This is a genomic window from Cellulomonas sp. P1_G12_2, from assembly GCF_056405535.1.
The window spans coordinates 281,065-304,041 of sequence record NZ_JBFUBX010000003.1; the positions used below are offsets into that span (position 1 = coordinate 281,065).

The following is a 22,977-nucleotide window of genomic DNA, read 5'->3' on the forward strand; positions in this document are numbered from 1 at the left end:
AGGAGGAACCTCACCGGCGAGGACGTCCCTCCGTGAGCGTCCCGTGCCGATGGATCCGGCGGCGGACCCCGATTCCCGCAGGCCGGATCACGCTCCGAACCGGGCTGGCGGAAGTCAGCCCAGGGCCGACCCGGCCGAGCGCAGCGTTGCGCTCGACCTGCCGGCCCGCCCGCTCACCGCGGCTGTCGCCGGACGGCTGCGTCACCGCGCCCCCCGGGCCCGCTGTGCCGACCCCTCGTCGGCGGGCGTGCCGCACCCGATCGGAGACCGCAGGATGTCTGCTCACGTACGACCGACCCCCTCCCATCGCACCCTGGACCGCCGCCGGCTGGTGGCCATGGTGGCCGTCGGCGCCATGCTGGCGTACCTGGTGCAGGCGATCCTCCTGCCGGTCGCGCGCGCAGAGGCGGTGACTGTCGGCTCGGGCAGCTACGCCGAGGGCACCCCGACCGGCGGTGCCGTGCCCACCGAGTGCAACGGCACGCCGGTCACCAACCCGCGGGCGCACGTCACCGCGAACTTCCCGGCCGGCGCGATCCCGACCAACGACTGGTGGACGTCGCTGCTGTGGCGCAAGTTCAACTGCGCCTCGATCTCCGAGAACCTCATGGCGCACCCGCTGTCGTACCACGCGTACACCAACGGGCTCGGGGTGAGCTACCCGACCACGGCGAGCATCTCCGGCACCGCCACGGGCGTGGGGGAGTACCACTACAACTACGCCGAGGACTTCCGGCTCGGGATCGCCGGCCTCGACGCCGACGGCAAGGTCGACGGGTACTCCGACTGGACCGTCAGCGAGCTCTGGACCAACGGCAGCAGCAGTCTGCGGACCACGTTCGGTCACGGCCTGCCGTTCGTGTACGCCACCAAGACCGGCGGCAACGCCTCGCTCGCCGGCACCGCGGCCCCGACGGTGTGGACCACCGGGAACGGTGCGATCGGGTACACGATCAACGGCCACGACTACGCGGCCTTCGGGCCGACCGGCTCCACCTGGAGCGTCTCCGGGAACACGATCAGCTCCACGCTGAACGGCGGCACGTTCTTCTCGGTCGCCGTCCTGCCCACGCAGCCGAGCAACAGCACCGCGGACCGTGTCGCGGCCCTGAACGCCTACGCGCCCTACGCGCACAACCACGTGACCGGGACGAAGGTGTCGTGGTCCTACGACGAGTCGACGTCCCGGATGACCGCGACCTACGCGTTCACCACGACCGCACGTCAGGGCTCAGGGACCGGCACGGTCTACGCGCTCTACCCGCACCAGCGCGACAACCTCACGGGCGCGACGCTCAGCCCCTACTCGTACACCTCCCCGCGCGGCCCGATGCGGGTCGTGATCGGCAGCTCGCAGTTCCAGACGGTCTCGACGTTCAACGGCGTGCTCCCGCAGCTGGCGAACACCGGGTTCGCCGCGGGGTCCGCCGACGCGAACCAGCTCAACGGCTACATCTCGCAGGTCGCGTCGGGTGACCCGTTCGCCGGGTTCGGCGACGACACCTACTGGACGGGCAAGGCGTTCGGACGGATCTCGCAGGTCGCCCACATGGCCAACCTCACCGGCAACACAGCGGCCCGCGACAGCCTCGTCAGCTCCATGAGGACGCGCCTCACGGACTGGATGACCGCGTCGCCGGGGGAGACCACCCGCTCGTTCTGGTACAACCCGTCGTGGGGCACCCTGATCGGTTACCCGGCCTCCTACGGCTCGGACACCGACCTCAACGACCACCACTTCCACTACGGCTACTACGTGGTGGGCGCCGCCACCGTGGCGCAGTTCGACCCGGCCTGGGCCGCGACCTCCGCGTACGGCGGCATGGTCAACACGGTCATCAAGGACGCGGCGAACTGGGACCGCACGGACACGCGCTTCCCGTTCCTGCGCGACTTCGACATCTACGCAGGCCACGACTGGGCCGCCGGGCACGGCGCGTTCGGGGCCGGCAACAACCAGGAGTCGTCGTCCGAGGGCATGAACTTCGCCAGCGGCCTGATCCAGTGGGGTCAGGCGACCGGCAACACCGCCGTGCGTGACCTGGGCATCTACCTGTACACCACGCAGGCGTCGGCCATCGAGAACTACTGGTTCGACACCGACGACGAGGCGTTCCCGGCCGCGTTCGGCCACTCCACGGTCGGCATGGTCTGGGGCGACGGCGGCTCGTACTCGACGTGGTTCAGCGCCGAGCCGGAGATGATCCAGGGCATCAACCTGCTGCCCAGCACCGCCGGGCACCTCTACCTCGGCTACAACCCGTCGTACGTCAGCCGCAACATCGCCGAGCTCGAACGCAACAACGGGGGACCGGCGACGGTCTGGAAGGACATCGTCTGGGAGTTCCAGGCGTTGGCAGACGCCCCCACGGCGCTCTCGCAGTTCCGGTCCCAGGCGGACTCCTACGCCGTCGAGGAGGGGGAGTCCCGGGCGCACACGTTCTACTGGCTCAAGAGCCTGTCCGGGCTCGGCACCGTCGACCGGTCGGTCACGGCGAACACCCCGCTGCACGCGGTCTTCGTCAAGAACGGCGTCCGGACGTACCAGGCGGCGAACATGGGCGGGTCGGCGATCACCGTCACCTTCTCCAACGGCGTCACGCTCGCGGTGCCGGCCCGGTCGGTCGCCAGCTCGAACGTGTCCGTCCCGACGGACACGACGGCACCCTCCGTCCCGGCAGGACTCTCCGCCTCCGGCACGACGTCGTCCTCGACGAACCTGTCGTGGTCCGCATCGACCGACAACGCGGGCGGCAGCGGGGTCTCGGGCTACGAGGTGCTCCGCAACGGCACCGTCGTCGGCACGGCGACGGGGACCACCTTCACCGCGACGGGCCTCGCGGCCTCGACGCTCTACCAGTTCACCGTCCGGGCGCTCGACGGCGCCGGCAACCGGTCGGCGAGCAGCAGCACGGTGAGCGTCACCACGTCCGGCGGGTCCGACACCGTCGCACCGTCGACGCCCACCGGGCTGACCGCGTCGGGCACCACCTCGTCGGCGACGACGCTGGCGTGGTCGGCGTCCACCGACAACGTGGGGGTCGCCGGCTACGACGTGCTCCGCAACGGCTCCGTCATCGCCTCGACCGCGAACCGGAGCTACACGGCGACGGGCCTGTCGCCCTCGACCGGCTACGCGTTCACGGTGCGGGCCTACGACGCGGCGGGCAACCGCTCGGCCGTGAGCAGCTCGGTGTCCGTCACGACGACCGGCACCTCGACCGGCATCGACGCCACGTCCCGCATCCAGGCCGAGGCGTACAACGGCATGGCGGGCGTCGCCAAGGAGGCGACGCAGGACACCGACGGGGGCGAGAACATCGCCTGGATCGGCAACGGGGACCATGTCAGGTTCGACAACGTCAACTTCGGCAGCACGCCGCGGTCGACGTTCCGCGCGAGGGTCGCGTCCGGCGCCGCCGGTGGTGTCAGCGGGCTCGTCAACGTGCGGCTGGACAGCCTCACGGGTCCGTCGATCGGCAGCTTCGCCATCGGGAGCACGGGCGGGTGGCAGGTCTGGCAGACGGTCCCGGCGAACATCCAGGGCACGACGGGGACCCACACCGTCTACCTGACGTTCGACTCCGGGCAGCCGGCCGACTTCGTCAACGTCAACTGGTTCACGTTCAGCTAGCGCGCGGTCGTCGACGGCCCGGTGGCGCTCATGCGTCGCCGGGCCGTCGACGTGTCAGGTCGAGTCGCGGGCGATGACGTGGAAGACGTCGCTCGGCTGCGCCGGTGGGTCGACGGCGTCGTCGAGCGCCGCGATCACCGCGGCGGCCAGGTACGTCGCCTGCGCGTCGATGGCCTGCCAGACGGTCGTGAGGGCGGGGGCCGCGAGCCGTGCCGCGGGGATGTCGTCGACCCCGATGACGGCCACGTCCTGCGGGGTGCGCAAGCCCTCGGCGCGCAGCCCGGCGAGCACGGCCAGTGCGACCTCGTCGTTGTAGGCGGCGACCGCCGTGACGGGGTCCGGACCTGCGCGCCAGCTCCGGACGGCCGCGGCGGCGGACGCCACGTCGAGGTCGACGACCTGGACCCTCGGCCCGGGCAGGCCGAGCTGCTCGCACTCCTGCACCACCCCGGCCAGGCGGCGGTCCGCGAACGCGGCCAGACGGTCGTCGCTCGGTGCCGCGTAGGCCATCACGCGGTGACCCCGGCCGGCGAGGTGCTCGACCTGCAGCCGCCCGATCCGGGTCTGCGGGACCGAGAAGGTGCCCGGGTGGTCGTCCTCGTCGAGCGCGCTGCCGACCACCTGGATGCCCGCCTGGCGCATCGCGCGCTCGTCCTCCTCCGCGAACGGAGCGAGCCCGAGCACGGCCCGCGGCGTCACCGCCCGCCACAGCTCGGCGAGCGGACGCGGGCCGCGGTCGTGGTGCACGAGGACGGACAGGCCCCTGGCCGCCAGCTCGGTGGTGAGGTGGTCCATCAGGGTGTCGATGACCGGCCCGATGGTCCAGTTGGGCAGGACGCAGAGCACGAGGTCGCTCCGGCCGGACCGCAACGTCCGGGCCGCCGCCGAGGGGGTGTAGCCGAGGCGCGCGGCGGCGTCCCGGACGCGCTGACGCGTGGCCTCGGGGATGGCGACGTCGTTCTTGCCGTTCAGCACGTAGCTGACCGTGGTCCGGGACACGCCGCTCTCCCGCGCCACGTCGGCACTCGTCAACCGCGGCACGGACCCTCCCTCACGACCCTCGGCAGATCTGCGCCAACCCTAGTCGCGGGAGTCGGTGTGGGTCGGTAGTCCCAGGGTGCGGCGTCGGGCTCCCGGCACGATGGTGGTATGAGCCTCCACGTCCCCGGTGGTCTGCTGCTGACGGGCCGGGCCGCCGACCCGCTCGCCCTGCCGGCCGCTCTGAAGCCCGTCCTCCTCGACGTCGCCGACCGCCTGTTCCACGAGGCCCTCGCCGCCCGGGTCGCCCACCACATCGACCGCGTCCGGCTCGGCCTTCCCGGCCTGGTCGAGACCACCGCGCCCGCGTCCGTGCTGGGTGCGCTCTCCCGGCAGGTTGCCGTGGAGACCGTGGCAGCCATCCGCGACGACCGCGGTCCGCACGGGCAGGCCGGCCTGGCGGTGACCGTCACGATCCTCGCCCACCCCGACCGCGACGACGCGCTGCTCGGCTTCGTGCACACCGAGCGGCACGAGCTGCGCGACGCCGTGCTCGCGCTCGACGGCATCGCCGAGTACGCCTATGTCGCCGTCGACAGCCCCCGCCTCGGTGCGCAGGAGTGGCAGGAGCGCGCCCGCGTGTGGTCGCACGCGCTGCGGGACGGTCGGTACGCGGACCTGGGGTGGACGTGGTCGCTGTTCGGGCGGTACCCGGAGCAGACCCTGCGGTGCCTGGCCGTGCCGGACACCAACAAGCTCGTCGCCGCGCTGCCCGGGGACAAGGACCGTGCTCGGCACCTCGCGGGCGTCCTCGGGAACACCCGTCCGATGAAGGACATGAACGACGTGGCCGCGTTCCAGCGCCGCCACGACCGGGACACGGCCGCGAACCTGCCGACCGCCCTCGCGGCGCTCGCCCCGATCACGGCCGACGACCTGGCCTGACGTCGAAGGGGTGGCCGGGCGAACCCGGCCACCCCGTCGACGTCACCTCACATCACTGACCGAACCAGCGACCCACCTGCTCGACGATCGCGGCATCGAACCGGTCGTCGTCGTGCCGGGCGCGCAGCCACTCCGCAAAGCTGCCTCCGGCCGAGGCGTCGGCCTCCTTGCGGCACGCGTCGGTGTCCGTGACCGCCCGCAGCAGCATCTGCTCGGCCTCGGCGGGCGTGCGGTACAGGAACGGGTAGTCGGCCGGCAGGATCGCCCGCGCCCAGGGACGGTCGGGCAGCACACCGACCGCGCCGGCGACCAGCGCCTCGATGTACTCGAGCCCGTACGACTCGTCGGTCGCCGTGGCGAGGAACGCCGTCGTGCGGGCCAGCGCCGACCAGTACCCCTCGCGCGTGGCGGTCAGCGGGCCGACCCACGCCCAGTCGTGCAGCGAGAGCCGCATCGCCTGCTCCGTGGCCAGGTGCGACTCGTGCAGCCGCGCCTCCACGCGCAAGGGCGTGCGCTTGGCCACGCGCTCGACGATGTCCAGGAACAGCTGCGGCTGCTTGCGGTCCGACAGGTAGATCGCGGGGTAGAGGACGACGGGCACGTCCGGGTCGCGCCGGGGGAGCACGTGGTCGAGCCGGATGCCGAGGTTCACCCAGGCGACCTCGGACTTCTCCGCCAGCGACGGGATCGTCCACCGCTCGACCATCTCGCGGACCTCGCCCGCCGTGCGCTCCGAGTTGGCGAACGTCGGGAACAGGGCGCACGAGAGGGCGACCGCCGCGCGTTCGACGGGGTGGTGGAACCGGGACGTGCCCAACCACACGAAGTTCATGACGTGCGGCTCGCCGCCCGAGGCGGCGAGGGTGCGCCACACCGCGACCGAGTCGGCCGGGGCCATGTTGATGACGATCGTGTCGTCCGGGTTGACGAACTCGAGCGGCAGCAGGTCGAAGTCGGCACCGCGCCGCGGGCCGGGTCCGACCAGGATCGACCCGGGGAAGATGCGCAGCAGGCGGCGCACCAGGGTGGCGCCGGCGTCGTGCCCGGCGACGTGCCCGTCGGTGTCGACGAGGACGTCGGGGTTGCGGACCGCGATCCTCATCGGTCGCCCGCCTTCGCGTCGACCAGGGCACGATCGGTGCCGGAGGTCTCCGGTGCGGCAGCGGACGTCGCGTCTCCGCCGTCCCCGTGGCCGACGGGCGGGGCCTCGTCGGAGAGTGTCGACCGGATCCGCATGCCGTAGAACGAGCGGTACACGAAGAAGGCCGAGGCGAGGAAGAACACCGCCGCCAGCCCGAGCACCAGGGTGTGCAGGCCGTCCGCCGTGAGGCTGACCGAGAGCTCGACGGCCAGCAGCCCGAACAGCGTCGTGAACTTGATGACCGGGTTGAGCGCCACCGACGACGTGTCCTTGTACGGGTCGCCGACCGTGTCACCGATGATCGTGGCCTCGTGCAGCGCGGTGCCCTTGGCGTGCAGGTCGATCTCGACGATCTTCTTCGCGTTGTCCCACGCGCCGCCGGCGTTGGCCATGAAGAACGCCTGGTACAGGCCGAACACGGCGATCGAGATCAGGTAGCCGATGAAGAAGTACGGCTCGACGAACGCGAAGGCCAGGGTCGAGAAGAACACGCCGAGGAACATCGTGAGCATCCCCTGCTGCGCGTACTGCGTGCAGATCTCCACGACGCGACGGGAGTCGGCCTCGCTCGCCCTCGTCGCGCCGTCGAGGCGGATCGTGGTCCGGATGAACTCGACGGCCCGGTAGGCACCGGTGGTCACCGCCTGGATGGACGCGCCCGTGAACCAGAAGATCACGGCACCACCCATGACCAGGCCGAGCAGGAACGGCGGGTGCAGCAGCGAGAGGTTCTCCAGGCCCGTGGTCAGACCCTCGGTGAGGCCCATGATGATCGAGAAGATCATCGTCGTGGCGCCGACCACGGCCGTCCCGATGAGCACCGGCTTCGCGGTCGCCTTGAACGTGTTCCCGGCGCCGTCGTTCTCCTCGAGCATGGTCTTGGCGGTCTCCCACTGCGGCTCGAACTCGTGGTCCCGGACCAGCTCGGCCTCGATGTCGTCGATCTCCTCGATCATCGACAGCTCGTAGACGCTCTGGGCGTTGTCCGTGACGGGGCCGTAGGAGTCGACCGCGATGGTGACCGGCCCCATCCCCAGGAACCCGAAGGCGAGCAGCCCGAAGGCGAACACGGCGGGCGCCAGCATCAGCGTGTCCAGGCCCAGCTGCGAGAGCAGGAAGGCGCCGCCCATCAGGCCGACGATCGTGGTGCCGAGCCAGTAGGCGGAGAAGTTGCCGGCGACGAGGCCGGACAGGATGTTCAGCGACGGGCCGCCCTCGCGCGAGCTCATGACGATCTCGCGGACGTGGCGGCTGCCGGTCGACGTGAACGCCTTGACCAGCTCCGGGATCACGGCGCCGGCGAGAGTGCCGACGGCGACGATGGTCGCGAAGACCCACCACAGCGTCGCGGTCTTGCCCTGCCCGAGCACCAGGTAGGTGGTCAGGTAGGTGGCGGCGACGCAGATGCCGGACGTCACCCAGACGAGGGAGGAGAGCGGGGTCTCGAAGTTCATCCGCTTCGCGTCCCGGTACTGGTGACGCACCCAGGCGTCGTTGACCAGGTAGGAGAGCGCCGACGCGATGATCATCACGGCGCGCACGACGAACATCCACACCAGGAGCGTCGCCTGGACCGCGGGGTCGTGGACGCCCAGCAGCACGAACGTGATCAGGGCGACGCCGGTGACGCCGTAGGTCTCGAACCCGTCGGCGCTCGGCCCGACGGAGTCGCCCGCGTTGTCGCCCGTGCAGTCGGCGATGACACCCGGGTTGCGGGCGTCGTCCTCCTTGATCTTGAACGCGATCTTCATGAGGTCCGCGCCGATGTCCGCGATCTTGGTGAAGATGCCACCGGCGATGCGCAGGGCCGCCGCACCGAGCGACTCGCCGATCGCGAACCCGATGAAGCAGGCGCCGGCGATCTCGCGGGGGAGGAACAGCAGGATCACCAGCATCATGAGCAGCTCGAGGCTGATGAGGACCATGCCGATCGACATGCCCGACTTCAGCGGGATCCGGTGCACCTGCAGCGGCGTGCCGCGCAGGGCGGCGAACGCGGTGCGTGAGTTGGCGAACGTGTTCACACGGATGCCGAACCAGGCGACGGCGTACGAGCCGGCCATCCCGAGCAGGCTGAAGCCGATGACGATCGAGACCTTGCCCCACGGGAAGTCGATGAGGAATCGGTAGTACACGACGATCACCGCGGCGATGAACACCCAGAGCATGAGCAGGAACTTGCCCTGCTTGACCAGGTACGCCTTGCACGTCGAGTAGATGAGCTCGGAGATCTCGAGCATCGACGCGTGCACGGGCAGCCGGCGCAGCTGGACGAACGCCAGCATGCCGAAGCCGAGACCGAGCACGCACACGACCAGGCCGAGGCCCAGCAGCAGGCGACCCGAGACGCCGCCCATCACGGTGACCGCACTCAGGTCGGGGAGCACGAGGCTCGCCTCACCGCCCGCACCCGGCGGTTCCGCCGTTGACGAGAAGGACGTCCAGAGGGCGGTCATGGTGAGCACGGGATCCCCGTTTCGTGACGAGCAGCGGCCTTTTCTTGCAGGCTAGGGCCGCGTTTCGCCGACGAATGTGACCTAAGTCTCGGTCGGTGGGTGCATCCGTCCTGCCCCGGCCGCGAGAAGGAGTCGGGACGCCTCCCGGCGCCAGGGAGTGGAGGATCACCGTGGGCATCCAGACCTCGATCGACGCGCTTCGTTCCGCCGACCGGATCGTCGACGCGATGCGGCTCGCCGACGAGCTCGCGTTCGAGAGCAGCCGGGACCCCGGCGTGCGCACCGTCCGCGTGCTGTCCGCCGCGCTCGACGACCCGGACCAGCTGGTGGCCGTCGCCGCGGTGCACGCCCTGGGCACGATCGCCGATGACGAGGCCTCCCGCGCGCTCGTCCGGCTGCTCTCGAGCGAGCACCTGTTCCTGCGGGAGCACGCCGCCTGGGTGCTCGGCTCGGGCCTGCCGCGCGCCGACGCGATCGCGCGCCTCATCGGGATGACCGCGTCCGGCGGGTTCGGCGGCATGCTCGCGCAGCGCACCCTCGAGCAGTGGTCCGCCGGCGCGCCCGAGGCGGTTGCCGTCGGGCTCGAGTCCGCCCTGCTGGGCGTGGTCGAGCCTGCCGAGCGGGCTCGCGTCGTGGAGACCCTCGGCCTCGTGCAGCACGTCATCGCGGTCCGCCCCCTGCTCGCGCTCGGGGGAGACGCTCGGGAGGCCGAGCAGGTGCGGGCGGCCGCGGTGGCCGCGCTGGGTCGGCGCCCCGGGGACCGCGACGTCGTGGGGCTGCTCGACCGGTTGGCGTCGGGCGGGGACTCCCTCGCGGGCGTCGCCGGCCTCGCCCTCGTCGACATCGCCGCGGGGTCCTCCGTGGTCCGGCGGCCGGTGCGCGACGGGCTCACGGTCGCGCAGCTGTTCCTGCACGCCGACATCGACGCGCGGCTCAGCGCTGCCGGTGCCGGCGACAACGGCGGGATCGTGACGCTCCTGGTGAGGCTCGGCGATGCGCTCGTGGCGCCCGGGGCCGACGCGCCCTCGCCCGTGACCCGCGTGCTGACCATGTCCCGGGGTTCGGTGGACCAGGCTGCGGCGGACCTGCGCAGCCTGCAGGACGACGGGCACCGCTACGGGCGCGTGCCGCTCCAGCACGACGCGTCGCCCACGGCGACCCCCTGGTCGCTGCGCGTCTCCGCGCGCCGGGGCATCCGCCGCCTGCTGCGGTCCGCGGGCGGGGTGGACCTGATCCACCTGCGGATGGCCGACGTCGGAAGCCTGGCCGCGGCCGACGTCGCGCGCGAGCTCGACATCCCGGTGGTGTTCACGGTGGCCCCGGACCCGCACGCGGTGATCCGCTCGCTCGACCTGGCCGGCCGCCTCACCCGCGAGAACTTCGGTGCGGTCGACGAGGCGGAGCACTTCTGGTTCCGGGTGCGCCTGGTGCAGCGCCTCGCGGCCAACGCGGCGCACACCGTGCTGTTCCCGCGGCCCGCGCTGGAGCGCGACATGCGCGAGCTGGTGGGGATCGACCTGTCGGCGCACCCGGAGCGGCACACCGTGGTCCCGGAGGGGGTGGACCTGCAGGTCGTCGACGATGCCCGGGCCGAGGCCACTGGTCACGCGTCCGGGGCACCGGCGATCGGCGCGCTGGCGGAGCTCCGTGCGCTCGTCGACGCACTGCCGGAGCAGCGCCGCGGCCTGCCGCTGGTCGTCAGCGTCGGCCGGCTCCACCGGGTCAAGGGGATGGCGACGCTCGTGCAGGCCTGGGCCGGCGCCGGTCTGCGCGACCGGGCGAACCTGCTCGTCGTCGGGGGCGATCTCGACCACCCGTCGGCCGACGAGCGCGACCAGCTCGACGTCATCGACGCGATCGTCCCGGCCGCCGAGCGTGCGAGTGCCGGGCTGCTGCTGGCGGGCCACCGGCCCAACGACGTGGTGGTGCGCTGGATGGCGGCGGCGCGCACCGGCCTGCCGGGACTGAGCGCACCGCGCGGCATCTACGTGTGCGCGAGCCTCAAGGAGGAGTTCGGCATCGCACTCCTCGAGGCGATGGCGTCCGGCCTGCTGGTCGTGGCCCCGGACGGCGGAGGGCCTGCCACGTACGTCGAGGAGGGCATCACCGGCTTCCTGACCGCGACGTGGGACGTCGACCGCCTGGCGTCGACGGTCGGTGTCGCTCTGGACGCGTCGCTCGCCGAGACGGACGGGCGGCGCGCCGCGCGGTCCCTCGCAACGGTCGAGGCGAGCTTCACCATCCAGCGGATGGCGGGCATGCTCGACGACGTCTACACCCGAGTCGCGGCCGAGGAGCGCGCCGCGCGGTCCTCGCTGGTCGGTGCGGCGTGACCCTCCTCGTCCTCAGCCCCGACTACGCCTCCCACGTGCTCCCGCTCGCGGCGCTCGGCGCGGCGTGGCGGGACGCGGGGGAGCGGGTCGTCGTCGCGTCCGGACCGGCCACCGCCGGGATCGTGGAGGAGTTCGGGTACGAGCGGGAGCACCTGCAGCTGGGTCGCGGCTCGAACCCCGGCGTGATCCGCGCCGACGAGCAGCCCCGGGACGAGGCCGACTCGCTCCGGGGCTTCTTCGACGCCACACGGCAGGGGATGGTCCCGACGCTGGCCTACCAGGCGCGCGAACGCATGGTCGACCTCATGTGGCGGCCCGTCGAGAAGGCCCGCGCCACGCTCGAGGTGATCGACCGGGTGCGTCCCGACGCGATCCTGGTCGACCACCTCGCCTACAGCGCGCGCCTGGCGCTCTGGGCCGCGGACGTCCCGCACGCCGACGTGGTGCTCGGCCACCCGACCGCCCTGCCCGTGGGCGACGAGGTGTACGGGTTCCCGTCCGGCTGGCCGCGGGCGTTCCGGCCCGACCCGGCAGAGCTGGACCAGCTCGACGTGCTGTGCCGCCGGGTCGCGACGAGGTTCACCGACGAGTGGAACGGGGCGGCCGCGCAGCTGGACCCCGGCCTGCCCGCGGTGCCGGACGCGTTCTCCCAGCACGGGCCGCTGGTGCTCTACCACTACCCGGAGGAGCTCGCGGCGCCGGGACGGGCCGCGGCGCTCCCGCCGCACCGGTACCTCGGCGGCTCGCTGCGCGCCGAGCCCGCGGACGCCGAGGTCGACGCCTGGCTGAGCTCGGCCGAGCCGTTCGTGTACGTGAGCTTCGGGAGCTTCTTGTCGGTCCGCGGGGACGTGCTGGCGCGGGTGGCCACGGCTCTGCGGGGTGCGGGAGTGCGCGCCGCGATCGCCAGCGGGTCCACGCCGGTCGCCCAGCTGGGCGAGCTGCCCGCGGGATGGCTGGTGCGCGAGTACCTGCCACAGGTGCGGCTCCTGCGCGCCGCGGCCGCCACCGTGACGCACGGCGGCAACAACTCGGTCACGGAGGCGGTCGCCACGGCCACGCCGCTGCTCGTCCTGCCGTTCTCCACGGACCAGTTCGCCGGCGCGGCGGCCGTCGAGCGCGCTGGCGTCGGTGAGGCGCTGGACCCGAACACGGCCTCGGTGGCGGAGATCCGGTCGGCGCTCGAACGCCTGCTCTCGTTGGCGGGGCCGGGCGTGCAGGTGCTGCGTTCGGCGGCGGGCGCGCTCGAGGCGCAGCCGGGTCCTACCCGGGCGTACCGGGCCGTCACGCGGTGACGTCCTCGCATCCCCCGGCGACGAGGGTGCGCGTCCACGTGTCCGCCAGCCGGTCCCCGAAGCGCTCGGCCGTCCACCCGCGCTCGTGCACCAGCAGCGCCCAGTACTCCGGGCCGTTCATGCTCCAGACCAGGTCCGCCATCTCGTCGTCGGCGAGGTCGGCGCGCAGCTCGCCCGTCTCGCGCAGGTCCGCGACGAAGTCCCGCATGTTCGCGGCGCGCCGCGAGGAGATGGTCTCCCAGAGCGCCCGGCAGTCCGCATCGGTGGCGGCGGCCTCGCGCAGGGCCAGGTAGACCGGCCCGAGCCGATCCTGGATCTGTGCGACGGCGTGGGCGTAGATCGCGATCTTCGCCCGGGCCGTCGGGGCCTCCCGGACCTGGCGCACGTACTCCCGCTGCGTGGCGGGAACCGCGTGGTCGGTCCCGGAGAGGGACGCCTCCACGACCTCGCGCAGGAGCTCGGGCTTGCGACCGACCGCCGCGTAGACCGTGTCGACCGCCACCTGCGCACGGGCGGCGACGGCGCCGACGGTCGTGGCCGCGTACCCCTCGCTGAGGAACAGGTCGCGCGCCGACCGCACGACTGCCGACCGGGTGGCAGCGGCCTGTTCCGCCCGCTTGGGGGAGCGGTAGGGCCGAGCGTTGACGTCACGAGGCATCCGCCATACCCTCCAGTAATTCGTCCGAAACGTCTTCGGACGAACGGTACCAGGCTGGCAGAGGGAGCGGCATGAACGTCGAGAGCGTGCAGACCGTGATCGTCGGCGGCGGGCAGGCGGGCCTGGCGGCCAGCCACGAGCTGTCGGCGCGCGGCCTGCCCCACGTGGTCCTCGAAGGAGGCGACCGGGTCGGCGACTCCTGGCGTCACCGCTGGGACTCGCTCCGGCTGTTCACCCCGGCTCGCTACGACGGGCTCCCCGGACGTCCGTTCCCGGGCGGCCCGTGGTCCCTGCCCACCAAGGACCAGCTCGCCGACTACCTCGAGTCCTACGCCGCCGACCTGCAGCTGCCGGTGCGGACCGGCGTGCGCGTGCGCGGCGTGACCCGGTCGGGCGAGGGGTTCCTCGTCGAGTCCGACGAGCGCGCGTGGCACGCCCAGAACGTCGTGGTCGCCACCGGTTTCGACCGCGTGCCGCGGGTCCCGGCGTTCGCGGCGGACGTGCGACCGGACGTCGTGCAGCTCGACGCGGGCAGCTACCGGGTGCCGGAGCAGGCGGGCCCGGGCGCCGTCCTGGTCGTCGGCGCCGGCAACTCGGGCGCGGACATCGCCCTCGAGCTGGCGGCGACGCACCGCACCTTCCTGTCCGGCCGGCACCCCGGCCAGATCCCGTGGCCGATCGAGCAGCCCCTGGCTCGGCCCCTGAACCGGCTCGCGTTCTGGGCCTTCGGGCACGTGCTGACCACGAGCACCCCGATCGGCCGGCGTGCCCGTGCCGACGTCCTCGCGCACAGCGGCCCGCTGATCCGGGTCCGGTCGAAGGACCTCGCAGCCGCAGGCGTCGAGCGGGTGCCGCGGACCACGGGCGTCCGCGACGGGCTGCCCGCGCTCGACGACGGTCGGACGCTGGATGTCTCCACGATCGTCTGGTGCACCGGGTTCGACCCGGACCACAGCTGGATCGACCTGCCGGTGTTCGGCGCCGACGGCGTGCTGCAGCACGAGCGGGGCGTGACCGCCGAGCACGGGCTGTACTTCCTCGGCCTCGTGTTCCAGCACTCTCTGGCCTCCTCGATGGTCCACGGCGTCGGGGCTGATGCGGCCTACATCGCCGGCCAGGTCGCGGACCGCGTCGCGAGCGAGACGGCGGCCGTGCCTGCGTAGCCGCTACGGTGCGGTATGACCGCGGGGAGCCGACTCGGTGACTACCTGCGGGCGCGGCGCGACCGGCTCCAACCGCAGGACGTCGGTCTGGTGGTGGGCCCGGGCGCGCGCCGGGTCCCGGGTCTGAGGCGCGAAGAGGTCGCCGTCCTGGCCGGCGTGAGCACGAACTACTACCTCCGCCTCGAGCAGGGCCGCGACGCCAACCCCTCCAGCCAGGTGCTGGACGCCCTGGCGCGCGCCCTGCGGCTCGATGCCGTCGCCACCGACCACCTCCGCGCGCTCGCGCGGCCGGCGGAGCTCCCCGTCGCCCCCGATCACGCCGACGTCGTCGACGAGGCGATCCTCTGGCTCATCGACTCGTGGCCGCTCACCGCCGCGGTGGTGCACAGCCGGCACGTCGACGTGCTCGCCTCGAACGCCCTGGCGCGCCGGCTGAACCCGAGCTTCCGCGTCGGTGTCAACAGCGTCCTGTCGCTCTTCACGGACTCGGCCGAGCGACTGTTCCACGCGGACTGGGACGGCCTGGCCGCCCGTTCGGTCGCCCTGCTGCGGGGGATGACCCAGTCCCGCGTCGGGGACGCCCGACTGGACGAGCTCGTCGCGGAGGGCTCCGCGAGCAGCGCGCTGTTCCGGGAGCTCTGGGAACGCCAGGACGTCCGCCGCGTCGGGACCGGCACGCACGTCCTGCGCCACCCGCTCGTCGGCGAGCTGCGCCTGAGCTATCTGCGACTGCCTCTGGTCGACACCGACGGTCAGTCGCTCTTCCTCTACAACGCGGAGCCGGGGTCTCCCAGCGCGGCGGCGATGCAGCGGCTGGCGGACTCTGGGTGGGACCAGCAGGGACAGGAAACGGCCACGCGCGAGGTCTAGCGTCGCCCTCGTGGACCTCCATCTGGCGGGCAAGGTCGCGGTCGTCACCGGCGCGAGCAAGGGCATCGGCCTCGCGGTCACGCGTGCGCTCGTCGCCGAGGGTGTGAACGTGGTCGCGGGCGCCCGCACGATCACGGACGAGCTCGTCGCCCTGTCCGACACGGGGCAGGTCCTAGCCGTCGCGGTCGACCTCGCCGACGCCGACACCCCGGCGGAGCTGGTGTCCCGGTCCGCGCACTTCGGTGGGCTGGACATCCTCGTGAACAACGTCGGCGCCGTCACCCCGCGCACGAGCGGCTTTCTCGACGTCAGCGACGACGACTGGCACGCCACCCTCAACCTCACCCTGATGGCCGCCGTCCGTACGACGCGTGCCGCCATCCCCCTGCTCCTCGACCGCGGCGCCGGCACCGTGGTGACGATCTGCTCGGTCAACGCCTACCTGCCCGATCCCGGGGTGATCGACTACTCGGCCACCAAGGCGGCGGTCTGGAACCTGTCCAAGTCGCTGTCCAAGGAGTTCGGGCCGCGGGGTCTGCGTTTCAACACCGTCAGCCCCGGACCGGTGTCGACGCCCCTCTGGCTCGGCGAGGGCGGGGTCGCGGCGACGGTGGCGGCGAGCATGGGCATCTCGTTCGACGAGGCCCGGACGCGGATCATCGACAGCGCCGGCGGGTTCTCGACCGGCCGCTTCACGGAACCGGAGGAGGTCGCCGACCTCGTCCTGCTGCTGGCCAGCGACCGCGCGGGCAACATCACCGGATCCGACGTGCTCATCGACGGCGGCTTCGCCAAGCAGCTCTGACCACCCTCTGAAGGAGCACCCATGTCGAGAACCCCGGTCGTCTTCATCCACGGTCTCTGGATCCACTCGTCGGCCTGGGCGCCGTGGCTCGAGCTCTTCGCCTCGCGCGGGTACGACCCGAGCGCGCCGGGCTGGCCCGGTGACGCGGACACGGTCGCGGAGACGCGTGCCGCTGCGGACGCCCTCGACGACGTCGGGATCGAGCAGATCTGCCACCACTACGCCGACGTCATCGAGACGCTCGACGCCAAGCCCATCGTCATCGGGCACTCCTTCGGTGGGCTGATCGCGCAGGAGCTGCTGGCCAACGACCTGGCCGTCGCCGCCGTCGCCATCGACCCGGCACCCATCAAGGGCGTCAAGACGCTGCCGTTCTCGCAGCTGCGCTCGGGCTTCCCGGTGCTCGGCAACCCGGCGAACAAGAAGCGGACCGTCTCGCTCACGGCCAAGCAGTTCCGGTACAGCTTCGGCAACACCCTGACCGAGGAGGAGTCCGACGCGCTGTTCGAGGCGTGGACCATCCCCGGGCCGGGTCGCCCGCTCTTCGAGGACGCCACGGCGAACTTCCGGCGGAACTCGCCCGCCAGGGTCGACACCCACCACGCCGTCCGCGGCCCGCTGCTGCTCACCTCCGGCAGCGAGGACCACACGGTGCCCAGGTCGGTCACCCTCGAGGTCGCGAAGATGTACGCGGACAACCCGAGCTCGATCACCGAGTACCACGAGTTCCCCGGCCGCGGGCACTCGCTGACGATCGATGCCGGGTGGCGGGACGTCGCCGACGTGGCCCTCGAGTGGCTCTCCGCGCAGCGCCTGGACGTCCCGGCCGCCGAGAGCGCCTAGAGGCCGAACACCTCGGCGGGCCTGCCGCGGACCAGGTCCACCACGGCGTCGGCCGCCTCGTCCTCGTCGAGCCGGTGGTCCGCCACGAGCCCCGCGAGGTAGCCGGCGTCGAGCCGGCGCGCCATGTCGTGCCGCGCCGGGATCGAGCAGATGGCCCGGGTGTCGTCGATGAACCCGCTGGTCCGGGACAACCCGGCGGTCTCGGAGACGGCGGACCGCCAGCGCCGGATGGCGTCGGGAGCGTCGAGGAACCACCAGGGCGCGCCGACGTACACGGACGGGTAGAAGCCTGCCAGTGGCGCGAGCTCGCGGGAGAACACCGACTCGTCGAGCGTGAAGAGCACCAGCGTGAGGTTCGGGTGGGTGCCGTAGCGCTCGAGGAGCGGACGCAGCGCATCCGTGAAGGCGCCCGGCAGGGGCAGGTCGTGCCCGGTGTCCGGGCCGAACCGGGCGCCGGTCGGCCGGTGGTGTCCGCGGCGAACCCCGGGGTGGAGGGTCATGGTCAGACCGTCCTGCGTCGCCATGCGGGCCATCTCCAGCAGCATGTGCCGGCGCAGGGCGGTCGTCTGGAGCTCCGGTGCCTGGCCGGCCAGCGCCGCGCGGTAGATCCGCTCCGCCTCCACCGCGTCGAGCGGCTCGGTGCCGACATCCTCGTGGCTGTGGTCGGTGGACACGCCCCCGTGCCGCCGGAAGTGCTCGCGCCGGTCCTCCATCGCGGCCACCCACCCCGCGTAGGAGCCGGTGTCCACCCCTGCGACCGCGCCCAGGTGGAGCACGTCGCGTGCCCAGTCGGGGCGCCCGGCCTCGAGGTACCTGTCGGGCCGGAACGTCGGCACCACCCGGCCGGTGAAGGTCGGGTCGTCCCGCAGGGCCGCGTGCGCTGCCAGGTCGTCCGCCGGGTCGTCGGTGGTGGCGAGGACCTCGATCCGGAACCGGTCGAACAGCGCCCGTGGCCGGAACGTGGGTTGCACGAGCTGGTCGGCGATCCCGTCGTAGAGGTCGTCGGCCGTCTCGGCGCTCGGCCGGACGTCCAGACCGAACACGTCGACCAACGCGCTCTCCAGCCAGTACTTCACAGGCGTGCCGCGGTAGACCGACCAGTTCTGGCAGAGCAGCCGCCAGGCCTCGCGGGCTGCCGCGGGGGACAGGGTGCCCTGCCCCACCCCGAGCCGGTCGAGCGGGACGCCGGACGCGTGCAGCAGGCGGGTGACGTAGTGGTCGGGGGTGACCAGCAACGACGTCGGGTCGGTGAACGGCTGGTCGTCCAGGAGCAGCCGGGCCTCGACGTGCCCGTGCGGGGACAGGATCGGCAGGTCGCGGACCTCGTCGTAGAGGCGCCGGGCGATGGAACGGACCTCGGGGGCGGTGGGCAGCAGCCGGTCCGGGTGGAGGCGCAGGGCCTCGGTGGTGGCGATCGACACGGTCAGTCCTCCCGTGCGGCGCGACGCGCGGCGACCTCGGCCACCATGGTGCGGAACCGGGTCTCGGTCAGCGGGTAGAAGATCATGATCAGGACGCCGACGAGGATGAACGCGGCAGGGACGAAGCCGGCGATGAAGCGGATGCCGTCCTGCGTCGCCTCGCTCTGGACCTCCTGCTGCGCGATGTACCCGACGAAGCCGAGCCCGTACGCGGCAGCTGCACCACCGACGGCCTGCCCGACCTTGCGGGTGAACGAGAAGACCGCGTAGGTGGTGCCCTCGGTCCGCACGCCGGTCCGCCACTCGCCGTACTCGACGGTGTCGGCCTCCAGCGCCCACATCAGGGTGTTCACGGCCGCCATGCCGACCCCGTAGAGGCCGAAGAACGCGATGGCCAGGCCGGGACGGCTGGACGGGGTGAGGGCGATGCCGAGCGCCGCGACGATCGCGATGATGCTGGCGGAGATGTACGCCGGCTTCTTGCCGACGGCCCGCACGATCCGGGGGATGAAGCCGGCGACCACGAACATCACGCCGGTGCTCACGACCGTGAGGATGATGAAGTAGTTGGCGTCACCCAGCACGTCGCGGGCGTAGTACGCCTGCACGGTCTGGAGCGTGAACATGCCGACCAGGAACGACAGCGCGCTGAGGCAGAGCATGAGCAGCGGGCGGTTGCCCTTGAGGGTCCCGAGGCTCTGCTTGAGGGTCACGTGCGCCACGTCGCGGGCCACGCGCTCCTTCGACGTGGAGAACAGCAGCATGTAGAGGCCGAACCCGATGACGACGAACAGCAGCGTGGTCAAGGTGAGCGACTGCTGCAGGTTGTCGGAGTTCTTGATCTGCGGCGCGACGATGAAGGCCAGCGCGATGATCGTCGCCGCGGTACCCATCGAGCGGAAGCTGGCCAGCCGGGCGCGCTCCACGGGCTCCTGCGTCATGGCCGAGGCCAGGGAGCCGTACGGGATGTTCACCAGGCTGTACGCCAGGCCGAGCAGCGCGTACGTGGCGTAGGCGTAGATGAGCTTGCCCGTGCCGCCCAGGCCGCCGGGGACCGTGAAGGTCGCCACGGAGAGCAGCAGCAGGGGGAGCGAGCCGAACAGGAAGAACGGCCGGAACTTGCCCCACCGGGTCATGGTCTTGTCGACCTGGCGGCCCGCCCAGATGTCGGCGAACGCGTCCCAGACCCGCACGACGAGGAACAGCGTCCCCGCGGCGGCGGCCGAGATGCCGACCACGTCGGTGTAGTAGAGCAGCAGGAACATCGACGTCATCGAGAACGCCAGGTTGTTGCCCGCGTCGCCGGCGGCGTACCCGAGGTACGTGCGGAACCGGAGCTTCGGAGCGGGGGACGTGCTGGGGGTGGTGATCGGGTCGGAGACAGCGACGGTGCTGGTCATGTCGACTCCTCGGTCGGGCCGCGGGGCGGCAGGGTTGCGGGGATGAGGGCTGGTCATGGCTTCGTGGTCCAGCGGCGGCGCAGCACGTGCGCGGCGGCCTTCGGGCGGCGGTCACGGGTGAACACGCCCTTCTTGTTGCCGTCCACCCGGAACACGGAGGTGGAGGACGTGGCGAAGTCGGCGAAGTTCCACACCTGCTCGCCGACGACGGCGTCGACCGCGTCGAACACGCGGTGGTTCATGTCCAGGTACTCGACCTGGTACTCCTCGGACCACGGCTGCGGGGTCAGGGAGTGCACGCCGGCGACGGTGTCGGCGCCGTACTCGGTGATGATGATCGGCTTGCCCTCGGTGGCCCACTGCTGGAGCTCGGACAGCCACGCGGCCTCGGCGGCGACCAGGTCGCCCGTGTTGACGTACCAGCCGTAGTACCGGTTGAGCATGAGCACGTCGCCCAGTTCGGACACCTGGCACGTGCCGTGCGGCGCGAGCATCACGTTGACGAAGCCGACCGGACGGCTGGTGTCCAGCTCGCGGGTCAGGGCGAACAGCGGCTCGAAGTACGCGCGCGCCGCGTCGGTGTCGGACTCGGGCTCGTTGGCGATCGACCAGAGCACGACGCTCGGGTGGTTCTTGTCCCGCGTGATCAGCTCCCGGATCGCCTGCTTGTGGGCCTCCTGGCTCACGTCGTTGACGGTCTCGGGGGAGAAGGTGGTGTAGTTCTGGCCGCCGAAGATGCCGCCGGCCAGGCCCATGTTCTGCCCGACCGCGGCGACCTCGTCGATGACGACGATGCCCGTGCGGTCCGCGTAGTCGTAGACCTCCTCGGCGTACGGGTAGTGCGCCGTGCGGAACGAGTTGGCGCCGATCCAGTCGAGCAGCTCGAAGTCGTGCACCAGGAAGGCGTCGTCGTGGCCCTTGCCGCGCACGGCGGAGTCCTCGTGCTTGCCGAAGCCCTGGAAGTAGAACGGCTCGCCGTTGATGAGGAACTGCGTCCCGCGCACCTCGACCGTGCGGATCCCGACGCTCTGGTGGTAGCTGTCGATCGAGGCGCCCGATGCGTCCACCAGCTCGACTTCGGCGTCGTAGAGGTAGCCGTCGCCGGGAGCCCACAGGTGGGCGTCGGGGACCTCGAGCTCACCGCGCGAGCCCTCGGCGGTCGCGACGGTCACCCCGTCCGCGTCCCGCAGCGTCACCCGCACCGCGGCATCGCCGGCCACGGTCACCGCGTAGGCGACGACCCCCGTGGAGCCGCGGCGGTCGGTCGTGACCACGACGTCGTCGACGTAGGTGGTCGGCGTCGCGTACAGCCAGACCGACCGGTGCAGGCCGGCGTAGTTGAAGAAGTCGTGGAAGTACTGCTGCCGGCGGCCCTGCGGCGTCTCGTGCACGATGCCCGGGGGGATCGTCTGGAACGTCAGCTCGTTGTTCACCACGATCGTCACGCGGACCTCGTCGCCGGGGGAGACGAGCGCGGTGACGTCGGCCTCGAACGGCGTGTAGCCGCCCTCGTGGCGTGCCACCTCGGTGTCGCCGACCCAGACGACCGCGGCGTGCGTCGCCGAGTCGAACCGGAGCGCGACGCGCTGCCCGGCCCAGCCGCGGGGGACCCGCACGGTGGTCTGGTACCAGGCGTCGCCCACGTGGTCGCGTCCGGTCGTCCCGACGAGCACGTCGTTGTAGCTCGCCGGGACGGGCATGGACCGGGCCTCGGCCAGCGGACCCTCGTGCCAGCCCTGCTGACGGCCGGCGCCCGTGGCGTCGAGGCGGAAGTCCCACAAGCCGTTCAGGGACTTGCGCTCGCGGCTCACGGTGTCCTGGGGACGAAGCATCGGTGCTCTCCTCTCATCGCCGGCGAGGCATCTGCGCATCGGCCGGTGTTCTCATTGAGGACCCGTGATCCCGGGACGACAAGCGGTTGCCATGACTTGTCGCGGTGCCTACCGTTCGAGGCGTGGACGAGCACAAGGTGCCGACGATCTACGACGTGGCCGCGGCTTGCGGCGTCGCTCCGTCCACCGTCTCCCGGGCGTTCTCACGGCCGGGGAGGGTCAACGCCGAGACCGCCGCCAGGATCCGCCAGGTCGCCGAGGAGATGGGCTACCGCGCCAACCCGCTGGCGCGGGCGCTGCCCACCGGCAAGACGTCGCTGCTGGCGCTGGTGGTCTCGGACGTGACCAACCCGTTCTACTTCGAGATCATCCGCGGTGCGGAGATGGCCGCGACGGAGGCGGACTACACGCTCCTGGTCGCGGACGTGCACGAGTCCGCGACCGCCGAGCGCAAGGCGCTGGAGCGCGCGCTGCCGCTGGTCGAGGGCGTCGTGCTCGGGACGTCCCGCATGTCGGACTCGGCCATCCGCGTGATGGCGCAGCAGCGCCCGACCGTCGTGCTCAACCGGGTGCTCACCGGGATCCCGAGCGTGATCACCGACAACGCCCGGGGCGCGCGGCGCGCCGTGGAGCATCTGGCGTCGCTCGAGCACCGGGCCATCGGCTACCTCGCCGGACCGGAGGCGTCCTGGGCCGACGGGATGCGCTGGCGCGCGATGCGCGAGGCAGCGGAGATGCTGGACCTCCGGGTGCAGAGGTTCGGTCCGTTCGCGCCGACGCTCGCCGGAGGCGGGGAGGCGGCGGCCGTCATCGCAGCCTCGAACGTCACCGCGGTCGTGGCGTACAACGACCTCGTCGCGATCGGGCTGATGCGCGGGCTCGCGGCGCTCGACGTGCGAGTGCCACGGGACGTCAGCGTGGTCGGCTTCGACAACATCTTCGGTGCCGAGATCTGCTCGCCTGCGCTGACCACCGTGGCCGCGCCGCTGGCGGCGCTCGGCAAGTACGCGGTGCAGACGCTGCTGGCCGGGATGTCGTCGCGCACGCCTCCCCAGGTGCGTCCCGCGCTGCTGCCGGCCGAGCTCGTCGTGCGGGACTCGACGGCGCGGCGCGCGCGACGACGGCGGTCGTGACGGTTCGACAGGACAAGTCATGGCAACCGATTGCCATCGCCGCGGCGGGTGGCGCTCAATGGTGGAGGACCGA

At 72.0% G+C, this 22,977-nt stretch carries 16 protein-coding genes; 9 read left to right on the forward strand and 7 right to left on the reverse strand.

Annotated features, from left to right (window positions below):
• Window positions 1–274 precede the first annotated feature (274 nt).
• Window positions 275–3,634, forward strand: a complete 3,360-nt coding sequence (locus AC1DXT_RS13780) for a glycosyl hydrolase (protein ID WP_477061874.1) — start codon at window positions 275–277, stop codon at window positions 3,632–3,634.
• A 54-nt stretch (window positions 3,635–3,688) separates the two neighbouring features.
• Here the strand turns inward: AC1DXT_RS13780 and AC1DXT_RS13785 are convergent, their stop codons facing one another.
• Window positions 3,689–4,651, reverse strand: a complete 963-nt coding sequence (locus tag AC1DXT_RS13785) for a LacI family DNA-binding transcriptional regulator (RefSeq protein ID WP_477061875.1) — start codon at window positions 4,649–4,651, stop codon at window positions 3,689–3,691.
• 132 nt (window positions 4,652–4,783) lie between these two features.
• Between AC1DXT_RS13785 and AC1DXT_RS13790 the strand changes: the two genes are divergently transcribed.
• Window positions 4,784–5,557 (forward strand): hypothetical protein, encoded by a 774-nt coding sequence (locus AC1DXT_RS13790; protein WP_477061876.1) that lies wholly within the window; start codon window positions 4,784–4,786, stop codon window positions 5,555–5,557.
• Window positions 5,558–5,609: 52 nt separating this feature from the next.
• On the opposite strand, the gene AC1DXT_RS13795 is transcribed toward AC1DXT_RS13790, so the two are convergent.
• Complete coding sequence (locus tag AC1DXT_RS13795) at window positions 5,610–6,659, reverse strand: glycosyltransferase family 1 protein (protein WP_477061877.1); 1,050 nt, start codon at window positions 6,657–6,659, stop codon at window positions 5,610–5,612.
• Window positions 6,656–9,154 (reverse strand): sodium-translocating pyrophosphatase, encoded by a 2,499-nt coding sequence (locus AC1DXT_RS13800; RefSeq protein WP_477061878.1) that lies wholly within the window; start codon window positions 9,152–9,154, stop codon window positions 6,656–6,658. The genes AC1DXT_RS13795 and AC1DXT_RS13800 overlap by 4 nt, the downstream gene beginning before the upstream one ends.
• A 170-nt stretch (window positions 9,155–9,324) precedes the next feature.
• Here AC1DXT_RS13800 and AC1DXT_RS13805 point away from each other — a divergent pair, with 170 nt between their 5' ends.
• Window positions 9,325–11,487: a glycosyltransferase gene (locus AC1DXT_RS13805; RefSeq protein WP_477061879.1), complete on the forward strand. Its 2,163-nt coding sequence runs from the start codon at window positions 9,325–9,327 to the stop codon at window positions 11,485–11,487.
• Window positions 11,484–12,779: a nucleotide disphospho-sugar-binding domain-containing protein gene (locus AC1DXT_RS13810; RefSeq protein WP_477061880.1), complete on the forward strand. Its 1,296-nt coding sequence runs from the start codon at window positions 11,484–11,486 to the stop codon at window positions 12,777–12,779. Before AC1DXT_RS13805 ends, AC1DXT_RS13810 begins: the two co-directional genes overlap by 4 nt.
• Here the strand turns inward: AC1DXT_RS13810 and AC1DXT_RS13815 are convergent.
• Window positions 12,769–13,437, reverse strand: coding sequence for a TetR family transcriptional regulator (locus tag AC1DXT_RS13815; protein ID WP_477061881.1), 669 nt, complete (start codon window positions 13,435–13,437; stop codon window positions 12,769–12,771). The two genes, AC1DXT_RS13810 and AC1DXT_RS13815, sit on opposite strands and share 11 nt — an antisense overlap.
• A 71-nt stretch (window positions 13,438–13,508) precedes the next feature.
• Here AC1DXT_RS13815 and AC1DXT_RS13820 point away from each other — a divergent pair, with 71 nt between their 5' ends.
• Genes AC1DXT_RS13820 through AC1DXT_RS13835 form a run of 4 tightly spaced genes read left to right on the forward strand, consistent with a single transcriptional unit; the run spans window position 13,509 to window position 17,118 of the window.
• Window positions 13,509–14,600 (forward strand): flavin-containing monooxygenase, encoded by a 1,092-nt coding sequence (locus AC1DXT_RS13820; RefSeq protein WP_477061882.1) that lies wholly within the window; start codon window positions 13,509–13,511, stop codon window positions 14,598–14,600.
• Window positions 14,601–14,615: 15 nt separating this feature from the next.
• The gene (locus AC1DXT_RS13825) at window positions 14,616–15,470 is read left to right on the forward strand and encodes a helix-turn-helix domain-containing protein (protein WP_477061883.1); all 855 of its coding nucleotides are present in this window, start codon (window positions 14,616–14,618) and stop codon (window positions 15,468–15,470) included.
• Between the two features lie 10 nt (window positions 15,471–15,480).
• Window positions 15,481–16,275, forward strand: coding sequence for an oxidoreductase (locus tag AC1DXT_RS13830; RefSeq protein WP_477061884.1), 795 nt, complete (start codon window positions 15,481–15,483; stop codon window positions 16,273–16,275).
• Window positions 16,276–16,296: 21 nt separating this feature from the next.
• Window positions 16,297–17,118, forward strand: a complete 822-nt coding sequence (locus AC1DXT_RS13835; protein WP_477061885.1) for an alpha/beta hydrolase — start codon at window positions 16,297–16,299, stop codon at window positions 17,116–17,118.
• Here the strand turns inward: AC1DXT_RS13835 and uxaC are convergent.
• Genes uxaC through uidA form a run of 3 tightly spaced genes read right to left on the reverse strand, consistent with a single transcriptional unit; the run spans window position 17,115 to window position 21,771 of the window.
• The gene (uxaC, locus tag AC1DXT_RS13840; RefSeq protein WP_477061886.1) at window positions 17,115–18,539 is read right to left on the reverse strand and encodes a glucuronate isomerase; all 1,425 of its coding nucleotides are present in this window, start codon (window positions 18,537–18,539) and stop codon (window positions 17,115–17,117) included. The genes AC1DXT_RS13835 and uxaC overlap by 4 nt on opposite strands.
• A 2-nt stretch (window positions 18,540–18,541) precedes the next feature.
• Window positions 18,542–19,939, reverse strand: coding sequence for a glucuronide transporter (gene uidB, locus AC1DXT_RS13845; protein ID WP_477061887.1), 1,398 nt, complete (start codon window positions 19,937–19,939; stop codon window positions 18,542–18,544).
• 53 nt (window positions 19,940–19,992) lie between these two features.
• Entirely contained in the window at window positions 19,993–21,771 is a 1,779-nt protein-coding gene (uidA, locus tag AC1DXT_RS13850; protein ID WP_477061888.1) for a beta-glucuronidase, read from the reverse strand.
• A 122-nt stretch (window positions 21,772–21,893) separates the two neighbouring features.
• On the opposite strand from uidA, the gene AC1DXT_RS13855 reads away from it, so the two are divergent.
• The gene (locus tag AC1DXT_RS13855; RefSeq protein WP_477061889.1) at window positions 21,894–22,904 is read left to right on the forward strand and encodes a LacI family DNA-binding transcriptional regulator; all 1,011 of its coding nucleotides are present in this window, start codon (window positions 21,894–21,896) and stop codon (window positions 22,902–22,904) included.
• Window positions 22,905–22,977: the final 73 nt, after the last annotated feature.